The 23,679-nt window shown below is 70.2% G+C and carries 17 protein-coding genes and 3 pseudogenes; 12 read left to right on the top strand and 8 right to left on the bottom strand.

All coding sequences use genetic code 11. The features are described from left to right. Window positions 1–5 precede the first annotated feature (5 nt). Complete coding sequence (locus ABZ434_RS12270) at window positions 6–1,001, bottom strand: AsnC family transcriptional regulator (RefSeq protein WP_359134612.1); 996 nt, start codon at window positions 999–1,001, stop codon at window positions 6–8. 299 nt (window positions 1,002–1,300) lie between these two features. Between ABZ434_RS12270 and ABZ434_RS12265 the strand changes: the two genes are divergently transcribed. Further along, complete coding sequence (locus tag ABZ434_RS12265; RefSeq protein ID WP_359134921.1) at window positions 1,301–2,878, top strand: MFS transporter; 1,578 nt, start codon at window positions 1,301–1,303, stop codon at window positions 2,876–2,878. Between the two features lie 81 nt (window positions 2,879–2,959). Here ABZ434_RS12265 and ABZ434_RS12260 read toward each other — a convergent pair whose 3' ends face one another. Both ABZ434_RS12260 and ABZ434_RS12255 read right to left on the bottom strand, forming a co-directional pair. Further along, on the bottom strand, window positions 2,960–4,741 hold the full coding sequence (locus ABZ434_RS12260; protein WP_359134610.1) for an ABC transporter ATP-binding protein: 1,782 nt from the start codon (window positions 4,739–4,741) through the stop codon (window positions 2,960–2,962). Next, entirely contained in the window at window positions 4,738–6,585 is a 1,848-nt protein-coding gene (locus ABZ434_RS12255) for an ABC transporter ATP-binding protein (RefSeq protein ID WP_359134608.1), read from the bottom strand. Before ABZ434_RS12255 ends, ABZ434_RS12260 begins: the two co-directional genes overlap by 4 nt. 351 nt (window positions 6,586–6,936) lie before the next feature. Here ABZ434_RS12255 and ABZ434_RS12250 point away from each other — a divergent pair, with 351 nt between their 5' ends. Further along, entirely contained in the window at window positions 6,937–7,677 is a 741-nt protein-coding gene (locus ABZ434_RS12250) for a L,D-transpeptidase family protein (protein ID WP_359134606.1), read from the top strand. A 10-nt stretch (window positions 7,678–7,687) separates the two neighbouring features. Here ABZ434_RS12250 and ABZ434_RS12245 read toward each other — a convergent pair whose 3' ends face one another. Together ABZ434_RS12245 and ABZ434_RS12240 are read right to left on the bottom strand one after the other, a co-directional pair. Then, the gene (locus ABZ434_RS12245) at window positions 7,688–10,621 is read right to left on the bottom strand and encodes an FAD-binding and (Fe-S)-binding domain-containing protein (protein WP_359134605.1); all 2,934 of its coding nucleotides are present in this window, start codon (window positions 10,619–10,621) and stop codon (window positions 7,688–7,690) included. Between the two features lie 43 nt (window positions 10,622–10,664). Beyond that, window positions 10,665–11,108 carry a MarR family transcriptional regulator gene (locus ABZ434_RS12240; protein WP_359134603.1) on the bottom strand — a complete coding sequence of 148 codons (444 nt, stop codon included), beginning with the start codon at window positions 11,106–11,108 and terminating at the stop codon, window positions 10,665–10,667. Between the two features lie 223 nt (window positions 11,109–11,331). Here ABZ434_RS12240 and ABZ434_RS12235 point away from each other — a divergent pair, with 223 nt between their 5' ends. The 3 genes and pseudogenes from ABZ434_RS12235 to mltG all read left to right on the top strand — a co-directional run bounded on the left by ABZ434_RS12235 (window position 11,332) and on the right by mltG (window position 14,527). Beyond that, the gene (locus tag ABZ434_RS12235) at window positions 11,332–13,140 is read left to right on the top strand and encodes an ABC transporter ATP-binding protein (RefSeq protein WP_359134602.1); all 1,809 of its coding nucleotides are present in this window, start codon (window positions 11,332–11,334) and stop codon (window positions 13,138–13,140) included. A gap of 70 nt (window positions 13,141–13,210) precedes the next feature. Further along, a pseudogene (locus tag ABZ434_RS12230) lies at window positions 13,211–13,417 on the top strand (hypothetical protein); the annotation flags it as partial. Between the two features lie 261 nt (window positions 13,418–13,678). Next, window positions 13,679–14,527 (top strand): endolytic transglycosylase MltG, encoded by an 849-nt coding sequence (gene mltG / locus ABZ434_RS12225; RefSeq protein ID WP_359134600.1) that lies wholly within the window; start codon window positions 13,679–13,681, stop codon window positions 14,525–14,527. A gap of 21 nt (window positions 14,528–14,548) precedes the next feature. Here mltG and ABZ434_RS12220 read toward each other — a convergent pair whose 3' ends face one another. Next, window positions 14,549–15,643 carry an NAD(P)-binding domain-containing protein gene (locus ABZ434_RS12220; RefSeq protein ID WP_359134599.1) on the bottom strand — a complete coding sequence of 365 codons (1,095 nt, stop codon included), beginning with the start codon at window positions 15,641–15,643 and terminating at the stop codon, window positions 14,549–14,551. Window positions 15,644–15,801: 158 nt separating this feature from the next. Here ABZ434_RS12220 and ABZ434_RS12215 point away from each other — a divergent pair, with 158 nt between their 5' ends. Next, window positions 15,802–16,224 carry a YjbQ family protein gene (locus tag ABZ434_RS12215; RefSeq protein ID WP_359134597.1) on the top strand — a complete coding sequence of 141 codons (423 nt, stop codon included), beginning with the start codon at window positions 15,802–15,804 and terminating at the stop codon, window positions 16,222–16,224. A gap of 215 nt (window positions 16,225–16,439) precedes the next feature. On the opposite strand, the gene ABZ434_RS12210 is transcribed toward ABZ434_RS12215, so the two are convergent. Continuing rightward, complete coding sequence (locus ABZ434_RS12210; RefSeq protein WP_359134595.1) at window positions 16,440–17,417, bottom strand: zinc-binding dehydrogenase; 978 nt, start codon at window positions 17,415–17,417, stop codon at window positions 16,440–16,442. An 88-nt stretch (window positions 17,418–17,505) separates the two neighbouring features. Between ABZ434_RS12210 and ABZ434_RS12205 the strand changes: the two genes are divergently transcribed. Further along, window positions 17,506–18,090, top strand: a complete 585-nt coding sequence (locus ABZ434_RS12205; RefSeq protein ID WP_359134593.1) for a TetR/AcrR family transcriptional regulator — start codon at window positions 17,506–17,508, stop codon at window positions 18,088–18,090. A gap of 172 nt (window positions 18,091–18,262) precedes the next feature. On the opposite strand, the pseudogene ABZ434_RS12200 reads toward ABZ434_RS12205, so the two are convergent. Then, window positions 18,263–18,544 (bottom strand): annotated as a pseudogene (locus ABZ434_RS12200) (formate dehydrogenase); the annotation flags it as partial. 295 nt (window positions 18,545–18,839) lie between these two features. On the opposite strand from ABZ434_RS12200, the gene ABZ434_RS12195 reads away from it, so the two are divergent. From ABZ434_RS12195 to ABZ434_RS12175, 5 genes and pseudogenes are all read left to right on the top strand, one after another. After that, window positions 18,840–20,012, top strand: coding sequence for an ROK family transcriptional regulator (locus ABZ434_RS12195; RefSeq protein ID WP_359134591.1), 1,173 nt, complete (start codon window positions 18,840–18,842; stop codon window positions 20,010–20,012). Between the two features lie 57 nt (window positions 20,013–20,069). Next, window positions 20,070–21,410 (top strand): extracellular solute-binding protein, encoded by a 1,341-nt coding sequence (locus ABZ434_RS12190; RefSeq protein WP_359134589.1) that lies wholly within the window; start codon window positions 20,070–20,072, stop codon window positions 21,408–21,410. A 3-nt stretch (window positions 21,411–21,413) separates the two neighbouring features. Continuing rightward, window positions 21,414–22,367, top strand: coding sequence for a sugar ABC transporter permease (locus tag ABZ434_RS12185; RefSeq protein ID WP_359134587.1), 954 nt, complete (start codon window positions 21,414–21,416; stop codon window positions 22,365–22,367). Window positions 22,368–22,372: 5 nt separating this feature from the next. Further along, entirely contained in the window at window positions 22,373–23,284 is a 912-nt protein-coding gene (locus ABZ434_RS12180; RefSeq protein WP_359134585.1) for a carbohydrate ABC transporter permease, read from the top strand. A gap of 3 nt (window positions 23,285–23,287) precedes the next feature. Further along, window positions 23,288–23,679, top strand: a pseudogene (locus tag ABZ434_RS12175) (6-phospho-beta-glucosidase); the annotation flags it as partial.

Raw genomic sequence — 23,679 nt, 5'->3', positions numbered from 1 at the left:
TGTCCCTACGCGGGTGCGGGAGGGACCAGACGCCCGTGGGAGATGAGGGAGGCCGCCTGCTTCAGGCGCCGCATCCGGATGCTGACCCCGTAGGCGTCGATGCCGGGGGTGGCGGCGAGGCGCGTGGTCAGATAGCGGTAGAACTCCTCGGCGTCGCGGCAGATGACGATGGCCATCATGTTGTGGTCGCCACTGGTGGCGCCGGCGAACGCGACCTCTTCGTGACGGGCGATCTCGTCTCCGGTGCGTTCCAGGCGCGCGGGGGCGACGCGCAGCCAGAGAGTCGCGTTGAGGTGGTAGCCGAGATGCTCCGGCAGCAGGTCGATGTCGTACGAGAGGGTGCCGGAGGCCTCGAGAGTCTCCAGCCGGCGGGCGACGCGGCCCTTGGACCAGCCGGTGACCTCGGCCAGTCGCGTGTGCGAGGTGCGCCCGTCCTCGGCGAGTGCGTCGAGCAGAGGGCCGTCCTCGGCGGTGAGGGGGAGGAGCGGGCCGGCCACGACCGGCGACGTGCTGTCCGACAGCCGCTGCTCCTGCTCGGCGGTCAGATGCCCGCCGTAACCGGTCCAGCCCGCCGTTCCGGGGGTGCCGAAGGGGTGGATGAGCAGATCGATGCTCACGTCGAGTACGGCAGTGGACCGGGGAAGCTGCTGGAGCAGCATGTCCTCGCGCGGTGCGCGGAGCGGTGAGCGGATGACGCAGATGATCTCCGAGCCGCCCGAGGCGATGCCGACGTAGGCGATGTCGGGGCGCCGGGCGAGAGAGTCGGCGAGCGGAGCGACCCGGTCGGGACGGCAGCGGATGCGGGCGACCCACTGCGCCTCACCGTGTACGGCGGGATCGACCAGTCCCACGACCCGCATCACGCCGGCGCGGCGCAGGGCCTGATAGCGGCGGGCCGCCGTCTGCTCCGAAACCCCGCACACCTCCCCGATGAGCCGGAACGGGGCACGTGGCGCGTGATGGAGCGTGCGGAGGATTTTCATGTCCGTGTCGTCGAGCACGGAAGAAGGATGTCACGAGGATTCGCCAAAATGGAGGTTTTCTCTGTGACCGTGCTGCCGCTTCGTTGATTCCGCGAGGTCTCACCGATGCTGGGGCGCGGAACTGTCCGCAGCCAGGGCCTGACGTTTCCCGGCCCTCGCCCGCACCGGTGCGAACGGCGCGTCCGGGCAGTCGACGCCCGGGTGGACGGAACCCCGCTGGACATCAACCGCGGCGCATCGCGTCGCAAAGGAGTGCTTCCTTGAACGTCTCACCCTCGGCGAGCAGCCGGCCCGACCGGCGGACGGCCACGCTGGTCATGGCCTGCCTGGGCGTCTTCGTCGCCTACCTGCCGGTGACCACCGTCGCCGTGAGCCTGCCCGCCATCCAGGGGGCGCTGGACGCATCGACGGCGCAACTGTCCTGGGTGCAGGACGCGTTCGTCCTGCCCATGGCCGCGTTCATCCTGACGGCCGGCGTGGTCGGCGACGTCCACGGGCGCAAGAAGGTCTTCCAGGCAGGTCTGTTGCTCTCCGCCGTCGGCGCCGCCGTCGCGCTCGCCGCCCCCTCGATCCAGGTGTTGTGGGCCGGCCAGGCTCTTGCCGGTCTCGGTGCGGCCGCGCTGTTGCCCACGACGCTGGCTCTCATCAGCCACGCGGTGCCCGACCACCGGGAGCGCGGCAAATTCATCGGCCTGTGGGCCACCTCGCTCCTGATGGCACTGGCCGTCGGCCCGCTGGTCGCCGGAGTCGTCCTGGGCCACGCGGGCTGGCGGTGGATCTACCTCCTGGTCATTCCCGTCTCGCTGCTCGCGATGGCCGTCGCCGCGCGGCTGCTGCCGGATTCGAGCGCCCCGCACGGGCGACGGCTCGACTGGCCGGGACAGCTCACGGCAGCGGTGGCGATCACCGCGCTGGTGTACGGCGTGATCGAGGGCGGCGCCGGTTCCTTCACCGATGTGCAGGTCCTGGTGGCCCTGTTCGTCGCCGTGGCAGGCGCGGTCGCCTTCGTCGGGGCGGAGCGGCGCAGCGACAGCCCGATGCTGGATCCGGCGCTGTTCCGCAGCCCGGCGTTCACAGCCACGACTCTCGTCGCGATGATCACGTTCCTGGCGCTCATCGGCTTCTTCTTCCTGCTCAGCCTCTACTTCGGCATGGTGCAGCAGCTCGATACCCTTCAGGCCGCATGGCGCCTGTTCGTGGTCACAGCCACCTCCATCGTCGTCGGCGGTCCCGTCTCACGTCTCATGCACCGGATTCCGGCCCGCACCCTGATCACTGCCGGACTGCTCGTCGTCTCCGGCGCGCTGATCTCGATGACCACCCTCGACGCGGACACGTCGTTCCTCTCCCTCGCATGGCGGCTGGCCCTGCTCGGGCTCGGGATGGGCGGCATCCTGACGCCGATGACGGCGACCGCGGTCGCCTCGGTGCCCCACCACCTGGCGGGCATGGCCGCAGCCGGCAACAACGCCTTCCGCCAGATCGGCGGCGCACTCGGCCCGGCCGTCCTGGGAGCCCTGCTCACCGCCCGGGCCCTCCACACCTTCCCCGCCCACCTCGCCGACGCCGGCATCACGGAAGAAGCCCGGCAGGGCATGGTGGGGGCCGCCCGCGAGGGCGGGCTCGGCGCGGTCGCCCGCATGGACCTCGGCGCCCACACCGGCCAGGCCCTGGGCGCCGTGAGCGACGCCTTCCTCGACGGCCTCCACCTGTGCCTGATCGTGGCCGCAGCCCTCACGCTGCTCGCCGCACTCGTGTCCGTGGTCCTGCTCCGGCCGCGCAAGGCGGCCACTGCCACGGTGACGGTGGCCGCGCAGTCCCTTCCCGGCGGAGCCGGCGACACGGCCGCATCCGAAGAGGGCGGCGAACCGGTCGCGGTGGGGCGGCACGGCTGACGCCGACGCCATGCGACCGGAACCACGGCGGGCGGGCTCAGGAGACCGAGCCCGCCCGCCGTGCGTCATCAGCCCCGCAGGTCAGCCGTGCCAGGACCGCCACAGCGCCGCGTACGCGCCGTTCGCCGCCACCAGCTCGTCATGGCTGCCCAGTTCACTGATCCGGCCCTGCTCGACGACGGCGATCACATCCGCGTCGTGCGCCGTGTGCAGCCGGTGGGCGATCGCCACGACCGTACGACCGTCCAGCACCCGGGCCAGCGAACGCTCCAGATGACGGGCCGCGCGCGGGTCCAGCAGCGACGTCGCCTCGTCCAGCACCAGGGTGTGCGGATCGGCCAGCACCAGCCGGGCCAGCGCGATCTGCTGCGCCTGCGCCGGGGTGAGCACCAGACCGCCCGAGCCGACCTCGGAGTCGAGCCCCTCGTCGAGGGCCCTCGCCCAGCCGTCCGCGTCCACCGCGGCCAGCGAGGCCCACAGCTCCGCGTCCCCGGCGCCCGTACGGGCCAGCAGCAGATTGTCCCGCAACGATCCGACGAACACATGGTGCTCCTGGTTGACCAGGGCCACCTGCGTACGGACCCGTTCCGCCGTCATCTGTGACAGCCGCGCACCGCCCAGCGTGACTTCACCGGTCCGCGGGGCGTAGATCCCCGCCAGCAGCCGGCCCAGCGTGGACTTGCCCGCCCCGGACGGCCCGACCAGCGCCATCCGCGTACCGGGAGCGACGTCCAGCGACACCTTGTGCAGCACGTCGAGACCGGCGCGGTAGCCGAAGTGGACCTCCTCGGCACGCACCTCGCGGCCGTCCGGCGCCACCCCGTCGTCGCCCGCGTCCGGTTCGATCTCGCGGACCCCCACGAGGCGTGCCAGCGACACCTGGGCGACCTGCAACTCGTCGTACCAGCGCAGGATCAGGCCGATCGGATCGACCATCATCTGTGCGAGCAGCGCGCCCGTCGTCAGCTGACCGACAGTGAGCCAGCCCTCGATGACGAACCAGCCGCCGAGCATCAGGACCGCGCCGAGAATCGTCACGTACGTGACGTTGATGACGGGGAAGAGCACGGACCGCAGGAACAGCGTGTACCGCTCCCATGCCGTCCACTCCTTGATCCGCCGGTCCGACAGGGCGACCCGCCGCGCCCCCAGCCGGTGCGCCTCCACGGTCCGTCCGGCGTCGACCGTCTCCGCGAGCATCGCCGCGACCGACGCGTAGCCGGCCGCCTCCGAGCGGTACGCCGACGGCGCCCGCCGGAAGTACCACCGACAGCCGATGATCAGCACGGGCAGGGCGATGAGTACCGAGAGCGCCAGCGGGGGAGCGGTGACGGCGAGCGCGGCGAGCAGCAGCCCCGCCCACACCACCCCGATGGCCAGCTGCGGCACGGCCTCACGCATGGCGTTGGCGAGCCGGTCGATGTCCGTGGTGATCCGGGACAGCAGGTCGCCCGTCCCCGCACGCTCCAGTACGCCCGGCGGCAGCCGGACCGACCGTACGAGAAAGTCCTCGCGCAGATCGGCCAGCATCTCCTCGCCCAGCATCGCGCTGCGCAGCCGCATCATCCTGGTGACGACGGTCTGGACGACCAGCGCCAGTGCGAACACCGCGGCGGTGCGCTCCAGATGAAGATCGGTGACCCCCTCCGACAGGTCCTCGACCAGCCCGCCCAGCAGGTACGGGCCCGCGATCGAAGAGATCACCGCGATGCAGTTGAGCACCGTGACCACGACGAACGGCCGCCGGTGGCGCCGCATCAGCTCGCGGACGTAGGTGCGTACGGTCGTGGGGGTGCCGACCGGCAGGGTCGTCGCCGACTCCGGGGCGGCCGGGTCGTACGCCGGTGGTGCGACGCCGATCATGCCCTCTCCTCGATTTCCTCGATCGTGCGGATCGTGCCGATGTCTTCGTTGTGCGGACCCGCCGCGACGATCTCGTCGTCGGTCTCACGGGTGACGACCGCGCGGTAGCGCGGTTCGTCGCGCAGCAGTTCACGGTGGGTGCCGACCGCCACCACGGTGCCGCCGTGGACCAGCGCCACCCGGTCCGCCAGGTCGAGCAGCAGTGGGGACGAGGCGAACGCCACCGTCGTACGGCCGCTGCGCAACTCCTTGATGTCCTCGGCGACCCGCGCCTCGGTGTGCGAGTCGACGGCGGACGTCGGCTCGTCGAGGACCAGGGCCTCGGGGTCCGTCACCAGCGACCGGGCCAGGGCGAGCCGCTGACGCTGGCCGCCGGACAGCGACCGGCCGCGTTCCGTGATCCGGGTGCTCATGGGGTCGCCGTCCGCGTCGACGGACGCCTGCGCGAGCGCGTCCAGGACATCACCGCACTGCGCGGCGGCCAGCGCGTCCGCGGCGGCGACCCTGCCGGACGACGGCACGTCGAGCAGTTCACGCAGCGTGCCGGAGAGCAGTACCGGGTCCTTGTCCTGGACCAGGACGGCGGTCCGGGCGGCGTCGAGCTCCAGTTCGTCCAGAGGTACGCCTCCGAGCAGGACCGAGGGAAGCGCGGGAACCGCTGCGTCCGCCGCCTCGCCCTCCTGCGCCACGGCCGGCTGGGCATGGCCGCCGAGCCGGTCGGCGAGCCTGCCCGCCTCGTCCGGATCTCCGCAGACCACTGCGGTGAACAGGCCCTCCGGAGCCATCAGACCGGTGGCCGGGTCGTACAGGTCGCCGGCCGCAGCGGCGTCGACCGTGGACGGCCGCGCGACCCGGCTCAGGGAGAGGACCCGCACCGCGCGCTGCGCGGACGGCCGCGAGAAGGAGTACGCCATGGCGATCTCCTCGAAGTGCCGCAACGGGAACAGCAGCAGGGTCGCCGCGCTGTACACCGTCACGAGCTGACCGACGTCGATCTTCCCGTCCCGGGCCAGCGTGGCCCCGTAGGTGACCAGCGAGATCAGCAGGACGCCCGGCAGGAGCACCTGGATCGCCGAGATCAGCGACCACATCCGCGCACTGCGCACCGCCGCCTCGCGGACCTCCTGAGAGGCACGCCGGTAGCGGCCGAGGAACAGCTCCTCGCCGCCGATGCCGCGCAGCACGCGCAGCCCGGCCACCGTGTCGGACGCCAGCTCGGTGGCCTTGCCCGCCTTCTCGCGCTGGACATCGGCGCGGCGGGTGGCCCGGGGCAGCAACGGCAGTACGCCCAGGGCGAGCAGTGGCATGGCGAGCGCCACGAGCACGCCGAGCGAGGGCAGATAGAGGACGAGCCCGACACAGATGATCACGAGGGCCGCAGCAGCCGCGGCGAAGCGGGAGAGCGCCTCGACGAACCAGCCGATCTTCTCCACGTCACCGGTGGACACCGCGACGACCTCGCCCGCGGCGACCCGGCGGGTCAGCGCCGAGCCCAGCTCGGCGGTCTTGCGGGCCAGCAACTGCTGGACCCGGGCAGCGGCGGTGATCCAGTTGGTGACGGCGGTCCGGTGGAGCATGGTGTCGCCCACCGCGATCAGCACGCCGAGCACCGCGATCATGCCGCCGGCCAGAGCCAGGCGTCCGCCGGACCGGTCGACGACCGACTGGACGGCGAATCCCACGGCGAGCGGCAGTCCGGCGATGGAGCACTGGTGCAGCAGGCCCCACGACATGGACTTGAGCTGTCCGCGGATCTGGTTGCGGCCGAGCCAGAGCAGGAAGCGAGGGCCCGACCGGACGTCGGGATCGCCGGGATCCGAGTACGGAAGATCGCGAATTTGCATGACGTCCCAAAAGATCGGAAGGAGCTGAGATCCGCGAGGGATCTCCAGAAGCACGTGGGGAGAGCGTGTGGGGGAACCAAACCGTCCAAGCCTCGCTCCCGGCAGGGACCGAGGCAAACGCTTTTACGCGCCGAGCCCAGTGAACGCGGGGCAGCGCCGAGCCCGTGAACGGGGCAGCGCCGAGCCCCCTGGACGTCGGGCACTCCTGGGCCCCGGGACCGCGCCGGGTATCGCCGCGCCCCGTGGATGCCGGCAGCGCCGGCCCTTCCACGGAGTAAAGATTGGGCACGCATCAGCCGGACCCCGCCGGCGAGGGCGCCCCCGGACGCCGGGTGGTGCGAGCATGGACGGATGCGTATAGCCGGTGCGGTACGAGTGGTGGCCTCGGCGGCCGCCTGCGGTGTCCTGCTCACGACCTTGACGTCGTGCGGCGAGGGACAGGACCCGAAGAAGGGGGACGCGAGGTCGGCCGATGCCCGGAAGGGCAACGAGGAAGCGGCGACGACCGACCTGAAACGCATCCCGGACGTCGGTGACCGGCTGCAGTCGAAGATCCCGCACGACTCCCGCCAGGTCGTCGCGGTCTACGGCGCAGGCAGAAACTCCGCGGACTCCACCGTCGTCCTCTACACCCGTACCGGCTCCACCTGGGACAAGACCGCCGACTGGAAGGCCCACAACGGCCGCAAGGGCTGGACCACCGACCACCACGAGGACGACAAGCGTTCCCCGGTCGGCGTGTTCACCCTCACCGACGCGGGCGGTGCACTGCCCGACCCGGGCGCCCTGCTCCCGTACAGCGAATCGGCTGCCATCCAGGCCCCCCGCTACTGGGCCAAGCCCTACTGGCACGACTTCGACTACGTCATCGCCATCGACTACAACCGCGTCAAGGGCACCGCGCCCAACGACCCGACGCGCCCCGAGGGGCAGTCCAAAGGCGGCAGCATCTGGCTCCACATGGACCACGGCAGTGGCACGTCGGCCTGTGTGAGTCTGCCGAAGGCCGCCATGGTGAAGCTGCTGCGCACCCTGGACCCGAAGCAGAAGCCTGTCGTGGTGATGGGCGACCGCGCCGCCCTCAAGGCCTGACGGAGCAGGATCAGGGCGGCCCGGGCCGGGTCGCCCGCTCCAGCTCCATCAGCGCCGAATGGTAGGAGCGCCCCGTAGCCCGGTCCATCCCGATCTCGCACATGCGGTTCGCGCACAGATATGTGTCGTACTCCCGGGCGTTCACCTCGGCGGCCTCCTTCGCCGTGGCCGAGTCCGTCAGTTCCTTGTGCAGCATGCCCCGGTCGCCCGCGAAGCCGCAGCATGCGGCGTCGTCGGGGATCACGACCTCCTCCGCGCAGGCTTCCGCGACCGAGCGCAACTGGCCGACGTCGTCGAGATGCTCCATCGAGCACGTGGGGTGCAGAACCGCCGAACCGGTCCTCCTCAGCACCGTCAGCTCCGGCAGGAGCTCGTCGGCCGCCCAGACCAGCGAGTCGACCACCGTCAGCTCCCGGTGCAACTCCCGGTTCTCCTCGGTCAGATACGGCACCACCTCGTGGGCGATGCCCAGCGTGCACGAGGAGGCGTCGACGACCAGGGGCAGCTTTCCACCGGCGGTCCAGCCCCAGGCGGCCTCGACGATCCGGTTGGCCATCACCGCGTTCCCCGCGTCGTACCCCTTGGAGTGCCAGATCGTCGCGCAGCAGGTGCCCGCGACATCCTCCGGAATCCAGACGGGCTTGCCCGCCCGGGCCGAGACGAGGACCACGGCCTGGGGGAGCGAGGGGCCATGATGCCCCTCGGGGCCGCCGAAGATGCGGTTGACGCAAGCCGGGTAGTAGACCGCGCTCGCCCCCACCCGGGAGGTGCGGGGCAGTTTCCGGGCGGCCGCGCCCGGGATCTCCGGCAGCCATTCCGGTACCAGATCGGGGCGCACGGCCCTGCGGGCGAGACGGGTGACTCCCTGGAGCAGCCGGTCGCCGATCCGGTCGGCCGCGGCGACCGCCAGCCTGGCCGCTGCCTCGACGCCGCGGAAGTTCTTCGCGGTGAGCGCGGCGATCCGCTCCTCGCGCGCGGAGTGCCGTCGGTGGCGGAAGTCCTTCATCATGGCGCCCGTGTCGATGCCGACGGGGCAGGCGAGCTTGCACGTGGAGTCGCCCGCGCAGGTGTCGACGGCGTCGTAGCCGTAGGCGTCGAGCAGCCCCGCCTCCACCGGTGAACCGCCCGGCTGCCGCATCATCTCGCGGCGGAGCACGATGCGCTGGCGCGGCGTGGTGGTGAGGTCGTGGCTGGGGCAGGTCGGCTCGCAGAATCCGCATTCGATGCAGGGGTCGGCCACCGCCTCGACCTCGGGAATGGTCTTCAGCCCGCGCAGATGGGCCTTCGGGTCGCGGTCGAGCACGATCCGGGGCGCCAGCACGCCGTCGGGGTCGATGACCTGCTTCGTACGCCACATCAGCTCGGTCGCCCGCGCTCCCCACTCCAGCTCCAGGAAGGGCGCGATGTTGCGGCCGGTGGCGTGTTCCGCCTTGAGCGATCCGTCGAACCGCTCCACGGTGAGCCGGCAGAAGTCCGCCATGAAGGCGGCGTACCGGTCGACGTCGGACTGCTTCGCCGCGTCGAACGCCAGCAGGAAGTGGAGATTGCCGTGCGCCGCGTGGCCCGCGACGGCGGCATCGAAACCGTGCTCTGCCTGAAGGCTCAGCAGCGCTTCGCAGGCATCGGCCAGCCGGGAGGGCGGGACCGCGAAGTCCTCCGTGATCAGCGTCGTACCGGACGGCCGGGAGCCGCCGACGGCGGTGACGAAGGCCTTGCGGGCCTTCCAATAACCGGAGATGGTCCGGGCGTCCCGGGTGAACTCGTTGGTGACCGAGGTGACGGGCCGCACCAGCTCCAGCTGCCGCACGACCGAGGCCGCCGCCTCCTCGTACGCCTCCTGGCCCGGCTCGTCCGGAGCGCGGAACTCCACCAGCAGCGCCGCGGTCTCCCTGGGCAGCCCCGCCCAGTCCGCCGGCACCCCCTTGACGCTGACCGAAGCGCGCAGGGTGTTGCCGTCCATCAGCTCCACGGCGATGGCGCCCGCCTCGTTGAACAGCGGGACGGCTGCCGCGGCCGCAGTCAGGGAGGGGAAGAACAGAAGCGCGGTGGAGATCCTCCGGTCCAGCGGCAGCGTGTCGAAGACGACCTCGGAGATGAAACCGAACGTCCCCTCCGAGCCGACCATGAGACCGCGCAGGATCTCCACCGGCGTCGTACCGTCCAGGAAGGCGTCGAGCCGGTAGCCGTTGGTGTTCTTGATCTCGTACTTGGCCCGGATCCGGGCAGTGAGCGCGGTATCGGCCTCGATCTCCGCCTTCAGGGAGAGCAGCCCCTCGCAGAGCCGCGGCTCCGCGTGCGCCAGGTCCTCGTCCGCGGCGGGGCCGCCGGTGTCCACCACCGTGCCGCTGGGCAGCACGAAGGTCAGGGAGGAGACGGTGCGGTACGAATTCCGGGTGGTGCCGGCGGTCATCCCGGAGGCGTTGTTGGCGACCACGCCCCCGATCGTGCAGGCGATCGCGCTCGCCGGGTCCGGCCCCAGCAGCCGTCCGTGCCGGGCGAGCGTGGCGTTCGCCCGCATGACCGTCGTCCCCGGGCGGATCCGGGCCCGCGCGCCCCCGTCCAGGACCTCGATGCCCGCCCAGTGCTGTCGTACGTCGACGAGGATGTCCTCGCCCTGTGCCTGCCCGTTCAGGCTGGTGCCGGCGGCCCGGAAAACCACATGGCGACCCTTCCCGTGGGCGTACGAGAGGATCGCGGAGATGTCGTCGATGTCCTCGGGCACGACGACGACCTGCGGAACGAACCGGTACGGACTGGCGTCCGAGGCGTACCTCACCAGGTCGGAAATCTTCCAGAGGACCTTCTGCGGGCCCAGGAGCGCGGTCAGCTCGCCCCGCAGCGGCTCCGGTGTGCCCGGCGCCTGTGCGTCGGGAACCCGGTCGTGGGACGGAGGCCGGGCCGGGCCGGGGCGCAGGGATTCCGGGTTCGGTTCCAGCAATGGCATGTCCAGATCCCCTCGGCGGCTCTGCGCGACGCTTCGCACTCGGTCAGCAGCTGCGCTCCGGCATTCCGTTGACCAGAGCGGTCAGCAGACCGCCGAGCACCTCGCGCTGATCGGCGGTCAGTGGAGCCAGGATCTCCTCTGCGGCCGCGCGGCGCGCGTTGCGCAGCGACCGCAGCGTGGCGATGCCCTCGTCCGTGATCTCGATCCGGACCACCCGGCGGCTGTCCGGATCGGGGGCCCGGCGCACCCTGCCGCTGGCCTCCAGCCCGTCGACCAGCGTGGTCACGGCGCGGGGGACGACATCGAGACGCTGTGCGAGATCCGCCATCCGAGGGGGACCGTCATAGTGAGCGACGGTGCGCAGCAGCCGGAACTGCGCGGGCGTGATGCCGATCGGCCCCAGCTGACGGCTCTGGATGCGCTGAAGCCTGCGAGTCAGCCGCAGCAGCTGTTCGGCGAGCAGGCCGTCGGGGTCGGGGGAATCCATACCGGGAACAATATCAGGACCTTGTTCATTGTGAGTACAGGTAACAATGAGCTAGGCTCTCATCCTGTACCTGACTGCCGGGGACCGCGACGCCCGAGCCCCTGGCAGAGACCACGGCAGGCAGCACGGCCGGGCCCCGAGCCCGCAGCGCCGCCGCACAGCGGACGCGCACGCTTCACGGGCGCCCGCCCCTCACCTTGCCGCACGCCTGACGAAGGAGCCCATGAAACCCGACGGACCCACGTGGACACCCCCACCCCGGGACGCCGGCCAGCCGCCCGCCGAGCTGCGCCGCATCCTCCGCCTGTTCCGCCCCTACCGCGGCCGCCTCGCGGTGGTCGGCCTGCTCGTCGGCGCCTCGTCGCTCGTGTCGGTCGCCTCCCCGTTCCTGCTGCGGGAGATCCTGGACACCGCCATCCCGCAGGGGCGGACCGGGTTGCTCTCCCTGCTCGCCCTCGGCATGATCCTCACCGCGGTGATGAACAGCGTCTTCGGTGTGCTGCAGACCCTCATCTCCACCACGGTCGGCCAGCGGGTCATGCACGACCTGCGCACCGCCGTCTACACGCAGCTCCAGCGGATGCCGCTCGCGTTCTTCACCAGAACCCGCACGGGCGAGGTTCAGTCCCGGATCGCCAACGACATCGGCGGCATGCAGGCCACCGTCACCTCGACGGCGACCTCACTGGTCTCCAACCTCACCGCGGTCATCGCCACGATCGTGGCGATGCTGGCACTCGACTGGCGGCTCACCGGCGTCTCGCTGCTCCTGCTGCCCGTCTTCGTCTGGATCAGCCGCCGGGTCGGCCGTGAGCGGAAGAAGATCACCACCCAGCGCCAGAAGCAGATGGCCGCCATGGCGGCGACCGTCACCGAATCGCTCTCCGTCAGCGGCATCCTGCTCGGCCGCACGATGGGTCGCTCGGACTCGCTCACCAAGGGCTTCGCCGAGGAGTCCGAGCGTCTGGTCGACCTGGAAGTGCGCTCCAGCATGGCCGGGCGCTGGCGGATGTCGACGATCGGCATCGTGATGGCCGCCATGCCGGCCGTCATCTACTGGGCCGCCGGTATCGCCCTGCAGTCCGGTGGTCCGGATGTCTCGATCGGGACGCTCGTGGCCTTCGTCTCGCTCCAGCAGGGCCTCTTCCGACCCGCCGTGAGCCTGCTCTCGACCGGGGTGCAGATGCAGACGTCCCTCGCCCTGTTCCAGCGCATCTTCGAATACCTCGACCTCACGGTGGACATCACCGAGCCGGAGAAGCCGGTACGGCTGGAGAGGATCCGCGGTGAGATCCGCTTCGAGAACGTCGACTTCAGTTACGACGAGAAGAGCGGCCCGACCCTCAGCGGCGTCGATGTGACCGTTCCCGCCGGTACCTCCCTGGCCGTCGTCGGTCCCACCGGTTCCGGCAAGTCCACGCTCAGCTATCTGGTGCCGAGGCTCTACGACGTCACCGGCGGCCGGGTCACGCTGGACGGGGTGGATGTGCGAGACCTGGACTTCGACACCCTGGCCAGGGCGGTCGGCGTGGTCTCCCAGGAGACGTACCTCTTCCACGCCTCGGTCGCCGAGAACCTGCGCTTCGCCAAGCCGGAGGCGACCGACGAGGAGATCGAGGCGGCGGCCCGAGCCGCACAGATCCACGACCACATCGCCTCGCTGCCCGATGGGTACGACACCCTCGTCGGTGAACGGGGCTATCGATTCTCGGGCGGGGAGAAACAGCGCCTGGCCATTGCCCGCACCATCCTGCGCGACCCGCCGGTGCTGATCCTCGACGAGGCGACGAGCGCCCTCGACACCCGTACCGAGTTCGCCGTACAGGAGGCGATCGACGCACTCTCGGCCGGACGTACGACGATCACCATCGCCCACCGGCTCTCCACCGTGCGCGATGCCGATCAGATCGTCGTCCTCGACGGCGGCCGCACCGCGGAACGCGGCAGTCACGAGGAACTGCTGCGACATGACGGACGGTACGCGGCCCTGGTCCGCAGGGACGACACCCGGCTCGCCCCCGTGGCGAGCTGATCGGTTCCGGGTCTCGTGCACCCGGCCCCTCTGCGCGGAGCAGGGGCGCGGTAGGGCATGATCCCCGGCCATGAGAGCTCTCCTCGGGGTCGAACTCCCCGGATTCCGGCCTGTCGGCGACGACGCCTGGGCGAATGACCACGACGACGTGCTCTCGTTGCACTTCTTCGCCCTGGCCCCCGATCTGCCGGCCGCACTCGATGACGGCCCGGCGCTGCGCAACGCGCTCACGCACCACACCGCGCGGGCGGGCGGCGGACTCATCGAGGCGTCCGTGCAGGTTGGTGATCAGGTTCACCGGGTGTTTCTCCTTGCGCATGGTGAATCTCCGGGACGGCGCGGTCGCGGGCTGCAGCCCGTTGCCTGCGCCCTGCAATCATCAACCGGCGGTGGGTAGCTGAGAGACGAATGCCGATACGATCACGCGTTCCGGCGAACACCCGATCCCCTGTTCGTGTGTTCACGTCGCGTGGTGTGCACCGCGTGTCGCCGCGGACGGGTTACCGACGGCCGGAGCGGCGCGGGATAGCGTTCCCGCATGGTGAACGAGTCCCCGGACACCCCTCCTCGCCGCAGGATCCGCCCCACGCGTCGCGGCCGTCTGACGCTGGTCATCGGCGCCGTCGTCGTCCTCGCGGTGGCCGCCGCCGTGCTCGTACCGCTGCTGACCAGGGAGCCGACGAGCGAACAGCCCCGCACACTGGTCATCCCGGAGGGGTGGCGGGCCTCGCAGGTGTACGCGGCCGCCGACCAGGCCCTCGACGAGCCCGCCGGCACCACGGAGAAGGCCGTCGCCACGGCAGACCTGCCGCTTCCGGCCGAGGCGAAGGGCAACCCCGAGGGTTACCTCTTCCCTGCGACGTACCCGGTCACGTCCGCCACGACCCCGAAGGGCCTGCTGCGCTACATGGTCGACACCGCGCTGAGCCGGTTCGGCTCGGACCACATCACGGCGGGTGCCCAGCGCAACAACGTCACGGTCTACCAGACCGTGATCATCGCGGCCATCGTCCAGGCCGAGGCGGACACCCGGTCCGACATGGGCAAGGTGGCCCGCGTCGTCCACAACCGGCTCGACCGCGGCATGCCGCTCCAGATGGACTCCACGCTCAACTACGCGATGAACCGCAGCACACTGGACACCACCACGGGTGACACGAAGATCGACAGCCCGTACAACAGCTACGCCCACAAGGGACTTCCGCCCACCCCCATCGGCAACCCCGGGGAACAGGCGATGGTGGCGGCGATCGGCCCCACCTCCGGCCCCTGGCTGTACTTCGTCACGGTCGCACCCGGCGACACCCGATTCACCGACGACTACGCGGAGCAGCAGCGCAACGTGGCCGAGTTCAACCGCAACCGCCGCGAGGCGGCCAACGGCTGAGCGACACGCCTGAGCGGCCCCTCACACGGGCACGGAGGCCGTCCGTTCCGCGGCAGGCGGCCCGACGCGCTCCAGCAGCCGGCTGATGCCGCGCACGGCGGCGCGTCCGGCCCGGTTGGCGCCGATGGTGCTGGCGGACGGCCCGTACCCGACGAGATGGACGCGCTCGTCGCGCGCGGCCTGTGTCCCCTCGACCCGGATCCCGCCGCCGGGCTCACGGAGCTTCAGCGGGGCGAGGTGGTCGACGGCGGCCCGGAAACCGGTCGCCCAGAGGATGACGTCCGCCTCTACGGTGCGACCGTCGTTCCATGCCACGCCGTCCGGAGTGATCCGGTCGAACATGGGCAGCCGGTCGAGCACCCCCGACTCGCGGGCACGCCGTACCGCATCGGTGAGCGGTAGCCCGGTGACGCTCACGACACTCTGCGGCGGCAGCCCGCGCCGCACCCGCTCCTCCACCATGGCCACGGCCGCCCGGCCCTGGTCGGCCCCGAACGGACCCTCCCGGAACACCGGCGGTCGGCGCGTCACCCAGAAGGTGGCCGCCGCCACCTCGGCGATCTCCATCAGATGCTGGGTCCCGGAGGCCCCACCACCCACGACGACCACCCGCTGCCCGGCGAACTTGTCAGGCCCCGGGTAGTTCGCCGTGTGCAACTGCCTTCCACGGAAAGTCTCCTGACCCGGGGAGCGCGGCCAGAACGGCCGGTCCCAGGTCCCCGTGGCATTGATCAGCGCCCGCGTCGAGTACGTACCCTCGGACGTCTCGACGAGCAGTCTCCCGCCCCCGCCCTCCCGCACCGCGCCGACCTCCACGGGCCGGTGCACCCGCAGGTCGAAGGTGCGTTCGTACGTGTCGAAGTACGCACCGATCACCTCGGACGAGGGCCGGCTGTCGTCGGCGCCCGTCAGCTCCATGCCGGGCAGGGCGTGCATGCCGTGCACCTTGCCGTACGTCAACGAGGGCCAGCGGAACTGCCAGGCGCCGCCGGGACGCGGGGCGTGGTCGAGGACCACGAAATCGCGGTCCGGCTCCCGCCCGCTGCGACGCAGATGGTAGGCGCTGGACAGCCCTGCCTGTCCGGCGCCGATCACCACGACATCCACTGAGTGCACCCCGGCATTGTTCACGCTTCTACCAACCGCATCGGCAGCGTGGATCTTCCCGCGCAGGATCCGTCGCCGCCCTCCCCGCCGGCCCCGGGCCGGGGCCGACACCGGTCGTCTCGGCAAGCGGACGAGCAATCCCGCTGCGCGGGCAGGACAATGAGCCCATGTCCTCTGCCTTCACCACCAGCGTCCTGCACATCACCACAGGTACGACGGAGACCGTCACCGACCTGACGTCCGACTGCGAACAGTTCCTCACCCGGACGGCCGCGGGCCGCGACGGCCTGCTCAACATCTTCGTCCCCCACGCGACCGCCGGCATCGCCGTCCTGGAGACCGGCGCGGGCAGCGACGACGACCTCCTGTCGGCCCTGCACGCCCTGCTCCCCGCGGACGACCGCTGGCAACACCGCCACGGCAGCCCGGGCCACGGCCGCGACCACGTACTCCCCGCTTTCGTCCCGCCGCACGCGACGCTGCCGGTGATCGGGGGGCGGCTGGAGTTGGGGACGTGGCAGTCGGTGTGTCTGGTGGACACGAACGTCGACAATGCGGATCGGCAGGTCCGTCTGTCATTCCTCGGGTAGAGCGGCGTCTGTCGTCACTGCAGGAGTGATGTCCGGCCGCACCAAGCGCCCACCTGAACGGCCGAGGAACTTGCCTTTCCCCTCCGGACCACCACGAGCCCGGCCTGCCCCCTTCCCCACGGCTGCACGGGCGTCCGGAGCGCCCTGGCCGCCAGCGTCGTCGAGCCGCAGGGCCTGGGCGAGAGCTGACGCGCGTACGAGGCCGAGCCGAGGCGTTACGGGACCAGTAGAACCCGGCCCAGCGCGGCCCTGTTGTCGAGCAGCCGGTGCGCCTCGGCCGCCTCGGCGAGCGGCACGGTGGCGTGCACGGAGGTGGTGAGTCTGCCTGCGGCGAAGTAGCCGGCGAGCTCGTCCATTTCCGCGCGTGCCTGCTCGGGCCTGGCCATCCGCCATGCCGTGAGGTTGAAGCCCGCCAGGGACTTCAGCGCGAAGATGCTCGTGACCGGTACGGAGATCAGGTCACCGCCGGCCGCACCGTAGGTCACGGCCCGGCCGTACGGCGCCAGCACCTCGAAGCTGCGCTGCAGGATGTCGCCACCGACCGCGTCGAGCACGACGTCGACCCCGCCCGGCACCGCCGCGCGCACCTGGTCGGTCCAGTTCTCCTCGGTGTAGTTCACCGCGACGTCGGCGCCGTGCCCGCGGGCGAACTCCAGCTTGGCGGCCGAGCCGGCGGTGGCGACCACCGTGCCGGCTCCGAGCAGCTTCGCGATCTGCACGGCGAGGTGCCCGATGCCTCCGGCCGCCGAGTGCACCAGTACCGACTCACCGGGGGCGAAGTTGCCCGTCCGCAGCGCGCGCAACGCGACCGGCGCGCCCATCGGCAGCATGGTGGCCGAACCGTTGTCGATACGCTCGTCCACCTTGACGATCCACTGCGCCGTGGCGAGCACGTAGTCGGCGTAGGCGTCCTCCACCGCGAGGGCCGCAATTCGTTCTCCGACCGCGAATCCCTCGACACCCTCACCGACAGCCTCGACGGTGCCGACCACGTCACCGGTCAGCTTGCCCGGCAGCGGCCGCTGGAAGATCTCCCCCGCCTTTGGCCCCTGCCGGTACTTGGTGTCGACGAAGTTGGCACCGACCGCCTCCGTCTTGACGAGCACCTGACCCTGGCCAGGAACCGGCACCTCGGTCTCCTCGACCTGCAGGACCTCAGGTCCCCCGTACTCGTGGTAGCGGACACGCCGCATGATGGCCCCTCGATCCCGGCTAAAGTGGACTGGCAGTCAATTTGTGAGCGTACTGGACCGCCGGTCCAGTTGTCTCGGAGGTTTCTCGATGGCGGAAGTCCGACGCGAGCGCGCCGACGCGGCCCGCAATCGCCGCGCGATCCTGCGCGTTACCGAGGAACTCCTGGCCGTGTACCGCCCGGAAGAGATCTCCATGGAACGAGTCGCCGCGGCAGCGGGCGTCGGTAAGGGCACCGTGTTCCACCGCTTCGGCAGCCGCGCGGGCCTCATGGACGCCTTGATCCAGGACCGCGCCCTGGCCCTGCACGACGCCGTGGTCTCCGGCCCGCCCCCGCTGGGTCCCGACGCCGACCCACGGTCGCGCCTTTTCGCGTTCCTCGACGGCATCGTGGACGTGGTGGCCCGCAACAAGGGCCTGCTCGCGGCCCTCGGTCACGCCACCACCACCCAACGCCCCAAGGCGGACGACGGTCATCCTGTCTACCGCTTCTGGCACGGCCACCTCAGCATGTTGCTTGCCGAGCTGCGCCCCTCGCTGGATGCCGAGTTGGTGGCACACGTTCTGTTGTCGACCCTGGGAAGTGAGCCCATTCTGCAACTCCTGGAGACGGGAGAGGGAGAACGGCTGGCGGTCACGTTGCGGCTGATGGTGACGACCTTGCTGGATACGTGATTCAGCCGACCTGGCCGAGGTCGTCGGGCTCGCGGGGCGCGTGTTCGGGTTGGCATCTGCCCGATGGCGCATCAGGTGAAGGGTGCGATCAGGCACCTTGAGGGTTGTCCTGACGGATGTTGGTGGACACCGGCCGGTCCCTGGCTCCCCGCTTCACCATCGCCCGGTTGTTCGCGTGCAACGTCTGACTGGCATTGAATTTCGCCGCTGTACGAGACCGTCGACGAACGGCTGCACGCACCCAGCCGCGATCGTGCGGGCCGAATCGGTTGAGGCGGCTGAGATCGGCACGGAACGCTCGGGAGATCAGGCCGGTCAGGAGCGGGACGGGTATGGCGACGCCCGACCACTCGTGCAGGGTGACCAACAGCCTCCGGCGGCCGACAAGTTCGGCCGGCACCGGTAGGTAGAGGGGGGCGGCGGTGACGGCGCACCGGGGCTCCGTGTGAGGCAGTCAGCGGCTCGTCCCGCATCTCGTAGGACACCAGCATGTCGTGGCGTCGTGCCCGCTCCAGGGAGGCTCTCATCCGGCTGGACCGGTGGGGAAGCTCAGGACTGAGGCTCTGGTGCGGACCGGCCCGGCGGATCCGCCGGGCCGGGAGCGTGAGGCGTGCACTCACTTGACCGCATTTCTCCCGGAATTTCCTCGCCTTCTCCTGCGTGGACACCCCTTGACGCCCTAGCCGGCCGGACCTACATTCCTGCAATAGATCGGAAAGTGTCCTAACTATTCAACGAGGAGTCACTCCATGGCCGCTCCGGTGAGGGGAACCCCGGGCACCCCGCGCACCATGCGTGCGATGAACGACCGCGCGACCCTGGACCTCCTCGTGGCGCACGGAGCCCTGACCCGGGCGCGCATCGGCGAACTCACCGGACTCTCCAAGGCGACCATTTCGCAGATGCTGGAGCGTCTGCAGAGCGCAGGGCTGACCAGGGCGGTCGGGGCGCAGACCGGTGGCCCCGGTCCGAATGCACTGCTCTACGAGGTCGATCCCTCCGCCGGGTATGTCGCCGCCCTCTCCGCAGGCCCCACCGGCATCACGGCGATCGTCGCCGACATCGCCGGACGTGAGGTCGGCCGCTGTCACATCGCGGCCAGCGCCGTAGCCGAGGACGTGCGTCACCGCACCGCCCAGCTCGTCGCCGAGGCCGTCGACGGAGCGCTCCGCCGGGCCGGGCTCGGCCATGACGACGTCTCGGCCGCCGTCATCGGCACGCCGGGAGCCATCGACCCCCGCAGCGGACAGCTCCGCTACGCCCCCCACCTGCCCGGCTGGCACTCCCGCACCCTGAGCGGCGAACTCGCCGAGGTGCTGGGCACCCAGGTGGACATCGAGAACGACGTCAACCTTGCCGCGCTCGCCGAGCAGTACGACGGCGCCGCCCAGGACCGGGACAACTACGTGCTGGTCTGGATCGACGAGGGCGTCGGCGCCGCCATCGTGCTGGGAGGGACGCTGTTGCGCGGTGCGACCGGGGGAGCGGGCGAGATCGGCTACATGCCCCTGCCCGGCGCACCTCTCGCCCGCGAGGAAGCAGAGGGGACCGGCCGGGACGCCGGCGGCGGCTTCCAGAGCCTCGTCGCCGCGGCCGCCGTACGCCGGCTCGCCGGCGGCACCGCCTCGCTGGAGGAGGCGCTCGCCGACGACTCCGTACGCAAGGAGCTGGCCCGACGGCTGGCCGCCGGCCTGGCCTCGGTCGTCGCCGTGGTCGACCCCGACCTCGTCGTGCTGTCGGGCAGCGTCGCCCAAGCCGGCGGCGAATCACTCCGTGCCCTGGTGGAGCAGGAGATGACCGGCCTCGCGCTTCCTCGACCCGAGCTCCGCATCAGCGACCTGGACGGCGACCCCATCCTGATCGGCGCTCTGCGCCGCGCCCTCACCCGGGCACGCCACACCGTCTTCGACACCTCCGCCTGATCCCCCGCCCCTGTTCCGTACTCCCCAGTGGGGGAGACCACCGCAAAGGAAGCCGCCATGAAGCGATGGCGCATGCGCACGTGCGTGTCCGCGGCACTTGCCACAGCCGGACTGCTGCTGTCCGGCTGTGCCAACCCCGGAGTCGGCAGTGCCGACGACGACGTGACCGCCCCCGTCACACTGAAGTTCTGGCACGGCTGGTCGTCGCCCGGCGAAGTGAAGGCGATCAACGATTCGGTCGCGCGCTTCGAGAAGCTCCACCCGAACATCCACGTTCAGGCGACCGGCAACGTCACCGACGCCACGATCAACCAGGCCCTGCGGGCCGGTGGCGACAGCGCACCCGACGTGATCACCTCGTTCACCACCAACAACGTGGGCCAGTACTGCGAATCCGGGATGTGGGCGGACCTCGATCCGTTCCTGCACAAGTCCGGCGTCGACAAGACGAAGGTCTTCCCCAGGAGCCTTCTGCAGTACACGAGTTTCGAGGGCAATCAGTGCGCGCTCCCGCTGCTCGCGGACGCGTTCGGCATGTACTACAACAAGGACGCGTTCCGGGAGGCGGGCATCGCCCGTCCGCCAAGGACCATGTCGGAGTTCGTCGTCGACGCGAAGAAGCTGACCGTGCGCTCCGGCAAGGGGTCGTACGAGCGGGTCGGCTTCATGCCCAACTTCCGGCTGTACCAGAACAGCCCGGACCGTCTGTTCAGCCAGTGGGGCCCCACGTACTTCGACAAGGAGGGCCACTCCGTCCTCGCCGGGCAGAAGGCGACGACCGACTTCTACCGAGTCGCCGGCCAGCTGGCGGATGCGCAGGGCGGTTACGGCGCCCTGGAGAAGTTCCGCACCTCGTTCGGTGACGAGTCGTCCGCGCAGAACGCCTTCCTCACCGGGAAGCTCGCCATGCACCTCGACGGCGAGTGGCGCGGTCTGATGCTGAACGAGGCCAAGGCCGGCTTCGACTGGGGCGTGGCCCCGCTCCCGGTGCCCGACGAGCAGGCGGACACGTACGGGCGTGGCTATCTGACCGGCACGGTCACCGGCATCGGCCACAGCAGCAAGCACCAGAACGCGGCCTGGGAGCTGGTCAAGTTCCTGACGACGGACACCCGGCAGGTGGTGGACTTCGCCAACGCGATCCACAACGTGCCCTCGACCTACGCGGCGCTGAAGTCGCCCGACCTGGACGCCGACCCGACGTTCAAGACGTTCATCGACATCGCGCAGAACAAGTACAGCCAAGCCATGCCGCAGTCCACCACCGGTGGCATGTACATCACGTCGCTGCAGGACTTCTCCTACTCCGCCGAGGCGGGACGGATCCCTGACCTGCACAAGGGGCTGCGCGAGCTCGACGCACAGATCGACGCAGACACCCTTCAGTCGAAGAGCTGACCGATGCGGGAGCACCACACCATGGCCCTCACCCTTTCCATGCCGGCGCGGCGCAGACTGCGAACGCTCGGCTTCCTCTCCCCGTGGCTGATCGGGTTCAGCGTCTTCTTCGCCTATCCGCTGATCGCCACCGTCTACTTCTCGTTCATGCACTACAACCAGATCCAGGCGCCGACCTTCGTCGGCCTGCGGAACTGGACCTACGTCTTCGAACAGATGCCGTTGTTCGGACCCGCCCTGTGGAACACCCTCTGGCTGGTCGTGATCATGGTGGCGCTGCGGGTGGTCTTCGGGCTGACGCTCGGTATGCTGATCACGAAGATCAAGACAGGCCCGGGCTTCTTCCGTACGGCCTTCTACCTCCCCTATCTGGCGCCTCCGGTCGCAGCGACCGTCGCCTTCGTCTTCCTCCTCAACCCGGCGACCGGGCCGGTCAACGGCATCCTCTCGGCCATCGGGATCGACGGTCCGAACTGGTTCAACGACCCGAACTGGGCCAAGCCTTCCCTGGTCATGCTCTCGCTCTGGGGCATCGGCGACCTGATGGTGATCTTCATGGCGGCCCTGCTGGACGTGCCGAAGGAGCAGTACGAGGCCGCCGAGCTCGACGGTGCGGGAGCGTGGGCCAGGTTCCGTTATGTCACCTGGCCGTCGATCACACCGATCGTGATGTTCGCGGTGGTCACGGGTGTCGTCCAGACGATGCAGTACTACACGCAGGCCCTGGTGGCCGGGAAGCTCGCCTCCGGGGTCTCGATCGGCCCGGGCTCGGTCATCCAGCCGGGTTACCCGGACCACTCGACCCTCACCGTCCCCCAGCTCGTCTACTCGATGGGCTTCCAGAACTTCAACACCGGCGCGGCGTGCGTTCTGTCGCTCGTGCTGTTCGCCATCGCGATGGCCGTGACCATGCTGCTCATGCGTAAGCGCTCGGGCCTGCTCTCGGCGGAGGACTGATTCCGATGACCGCTACGACCGTCGAAGCCCCGGCCGCTGCCAGGGCCCCGTCCACCTCACCCGCGCAGGGCCCCGAAGCCGTGCGCGCCCGCCGCAAACGCGTGCTGAACTGGATCGCCGTCCACAGCGTGGCCCTGGCCATCGCGCTGCTGTTCGTCCTGCCGTTCGTCTTCGTGTTCCTGACGTCGGTGATGAGCGACGCGCAAGCCATGAGCGGCGACCTGTGGCCCGATTCCTGGCATTGGGAGAACTACACAGCCGTCTTCCGTACGGAGGGCTTCCTCACCTGGTGGAAGAACTCCTTGGTGTACGCCGGGCTCGGCACGCTCTTCACCGTCTGCTCGGCCGTCCCGGTCGCCTACGCACTCGCCAAGTTCCGCTTCCGCGGCCGACGAGGGCTGATGATCCTCGTCATCTCCACGATGATGCTCCCGCCCCAGGTCATCGTGATCCCCATGTACCTCGTGTGGGCTCAGCAGTTCCACCTCTCGGGCACGCTCTGGCCGCTGATCATCCCGATGGCTTTCGGCGACGCCTACTCGATCTTCCTGCTGCGGCAGTTCCTGCTGACCATCCCCAAGGAGTACATCGAGTCGGCCCGCGTCGATGGCTGCGGGGAGCTCCGCACACTGCTGACGATCATCGTTCCGATGGCCAAGCCCGGGATCGCCGCCATCGCGCTGTTCCAGTTCTTCTACTGCTGGAACGACTACTTCGGCCCGCAGATCTACGCGGCTCAGAACCCCGCTTCCTGGACGCTCAGTTACGGACTGGAGTCCTTCAAGAGCGCCCACAGCGTCAACTGGAACCTGACCATGGCCGCGACGCTCCTCGTGATGGTGCCGGTCGTCATCGTTTTCTTCTTTGCACAGAAGGCCTTCGTCGAGGGCGTCACACTGACCGGAGTAAAGGGCTGATTGATGAAGCTCGCAGTAGTGGGTGGCGGGTCCACCTACACACCTGAACTGATCGACGGTTTCGCACGGCTGCGGGACACCCTGCCAATCGAGGAGCTCGTGCTCGTCGACCCGGCGGCCGACCGGCTCGAACTCGTCGGCGGCCTCGCCCGGCGGATCTTCGCCAAGCAGGGCCACCCGGGGCGGATCGTCACCACCTCGGACATCGACGCGGGCGTCGCCGGCGCCGACGCGGTCCTGCTCCAGCTGCGGGTGGGCGGCCAGGCCGCCCGCAATCAGGACGAGACATGGCCGCTGGAATGCGGCTGCGTCGGCCAGGAGACCACCGGGGCCGGCGGCCTCGCCAAGGCCCTGCGCACCGTCCCGGTCGTCCTGGACATCGCCGAGCGCGTCCG

The organism is Streptomyces sp. NPDC005761 (assembly GCF_040630635.1).
Lineage (GTDB): Bacteria > Actinomycetota > Actinomycetes > Streptomycetales > Streptomycetaceae > Streptomyces.
Note: the sequence above shows the minus strand (reverse complement) of the source record. Positions and strands in the feature narration are given on the sequence as shown.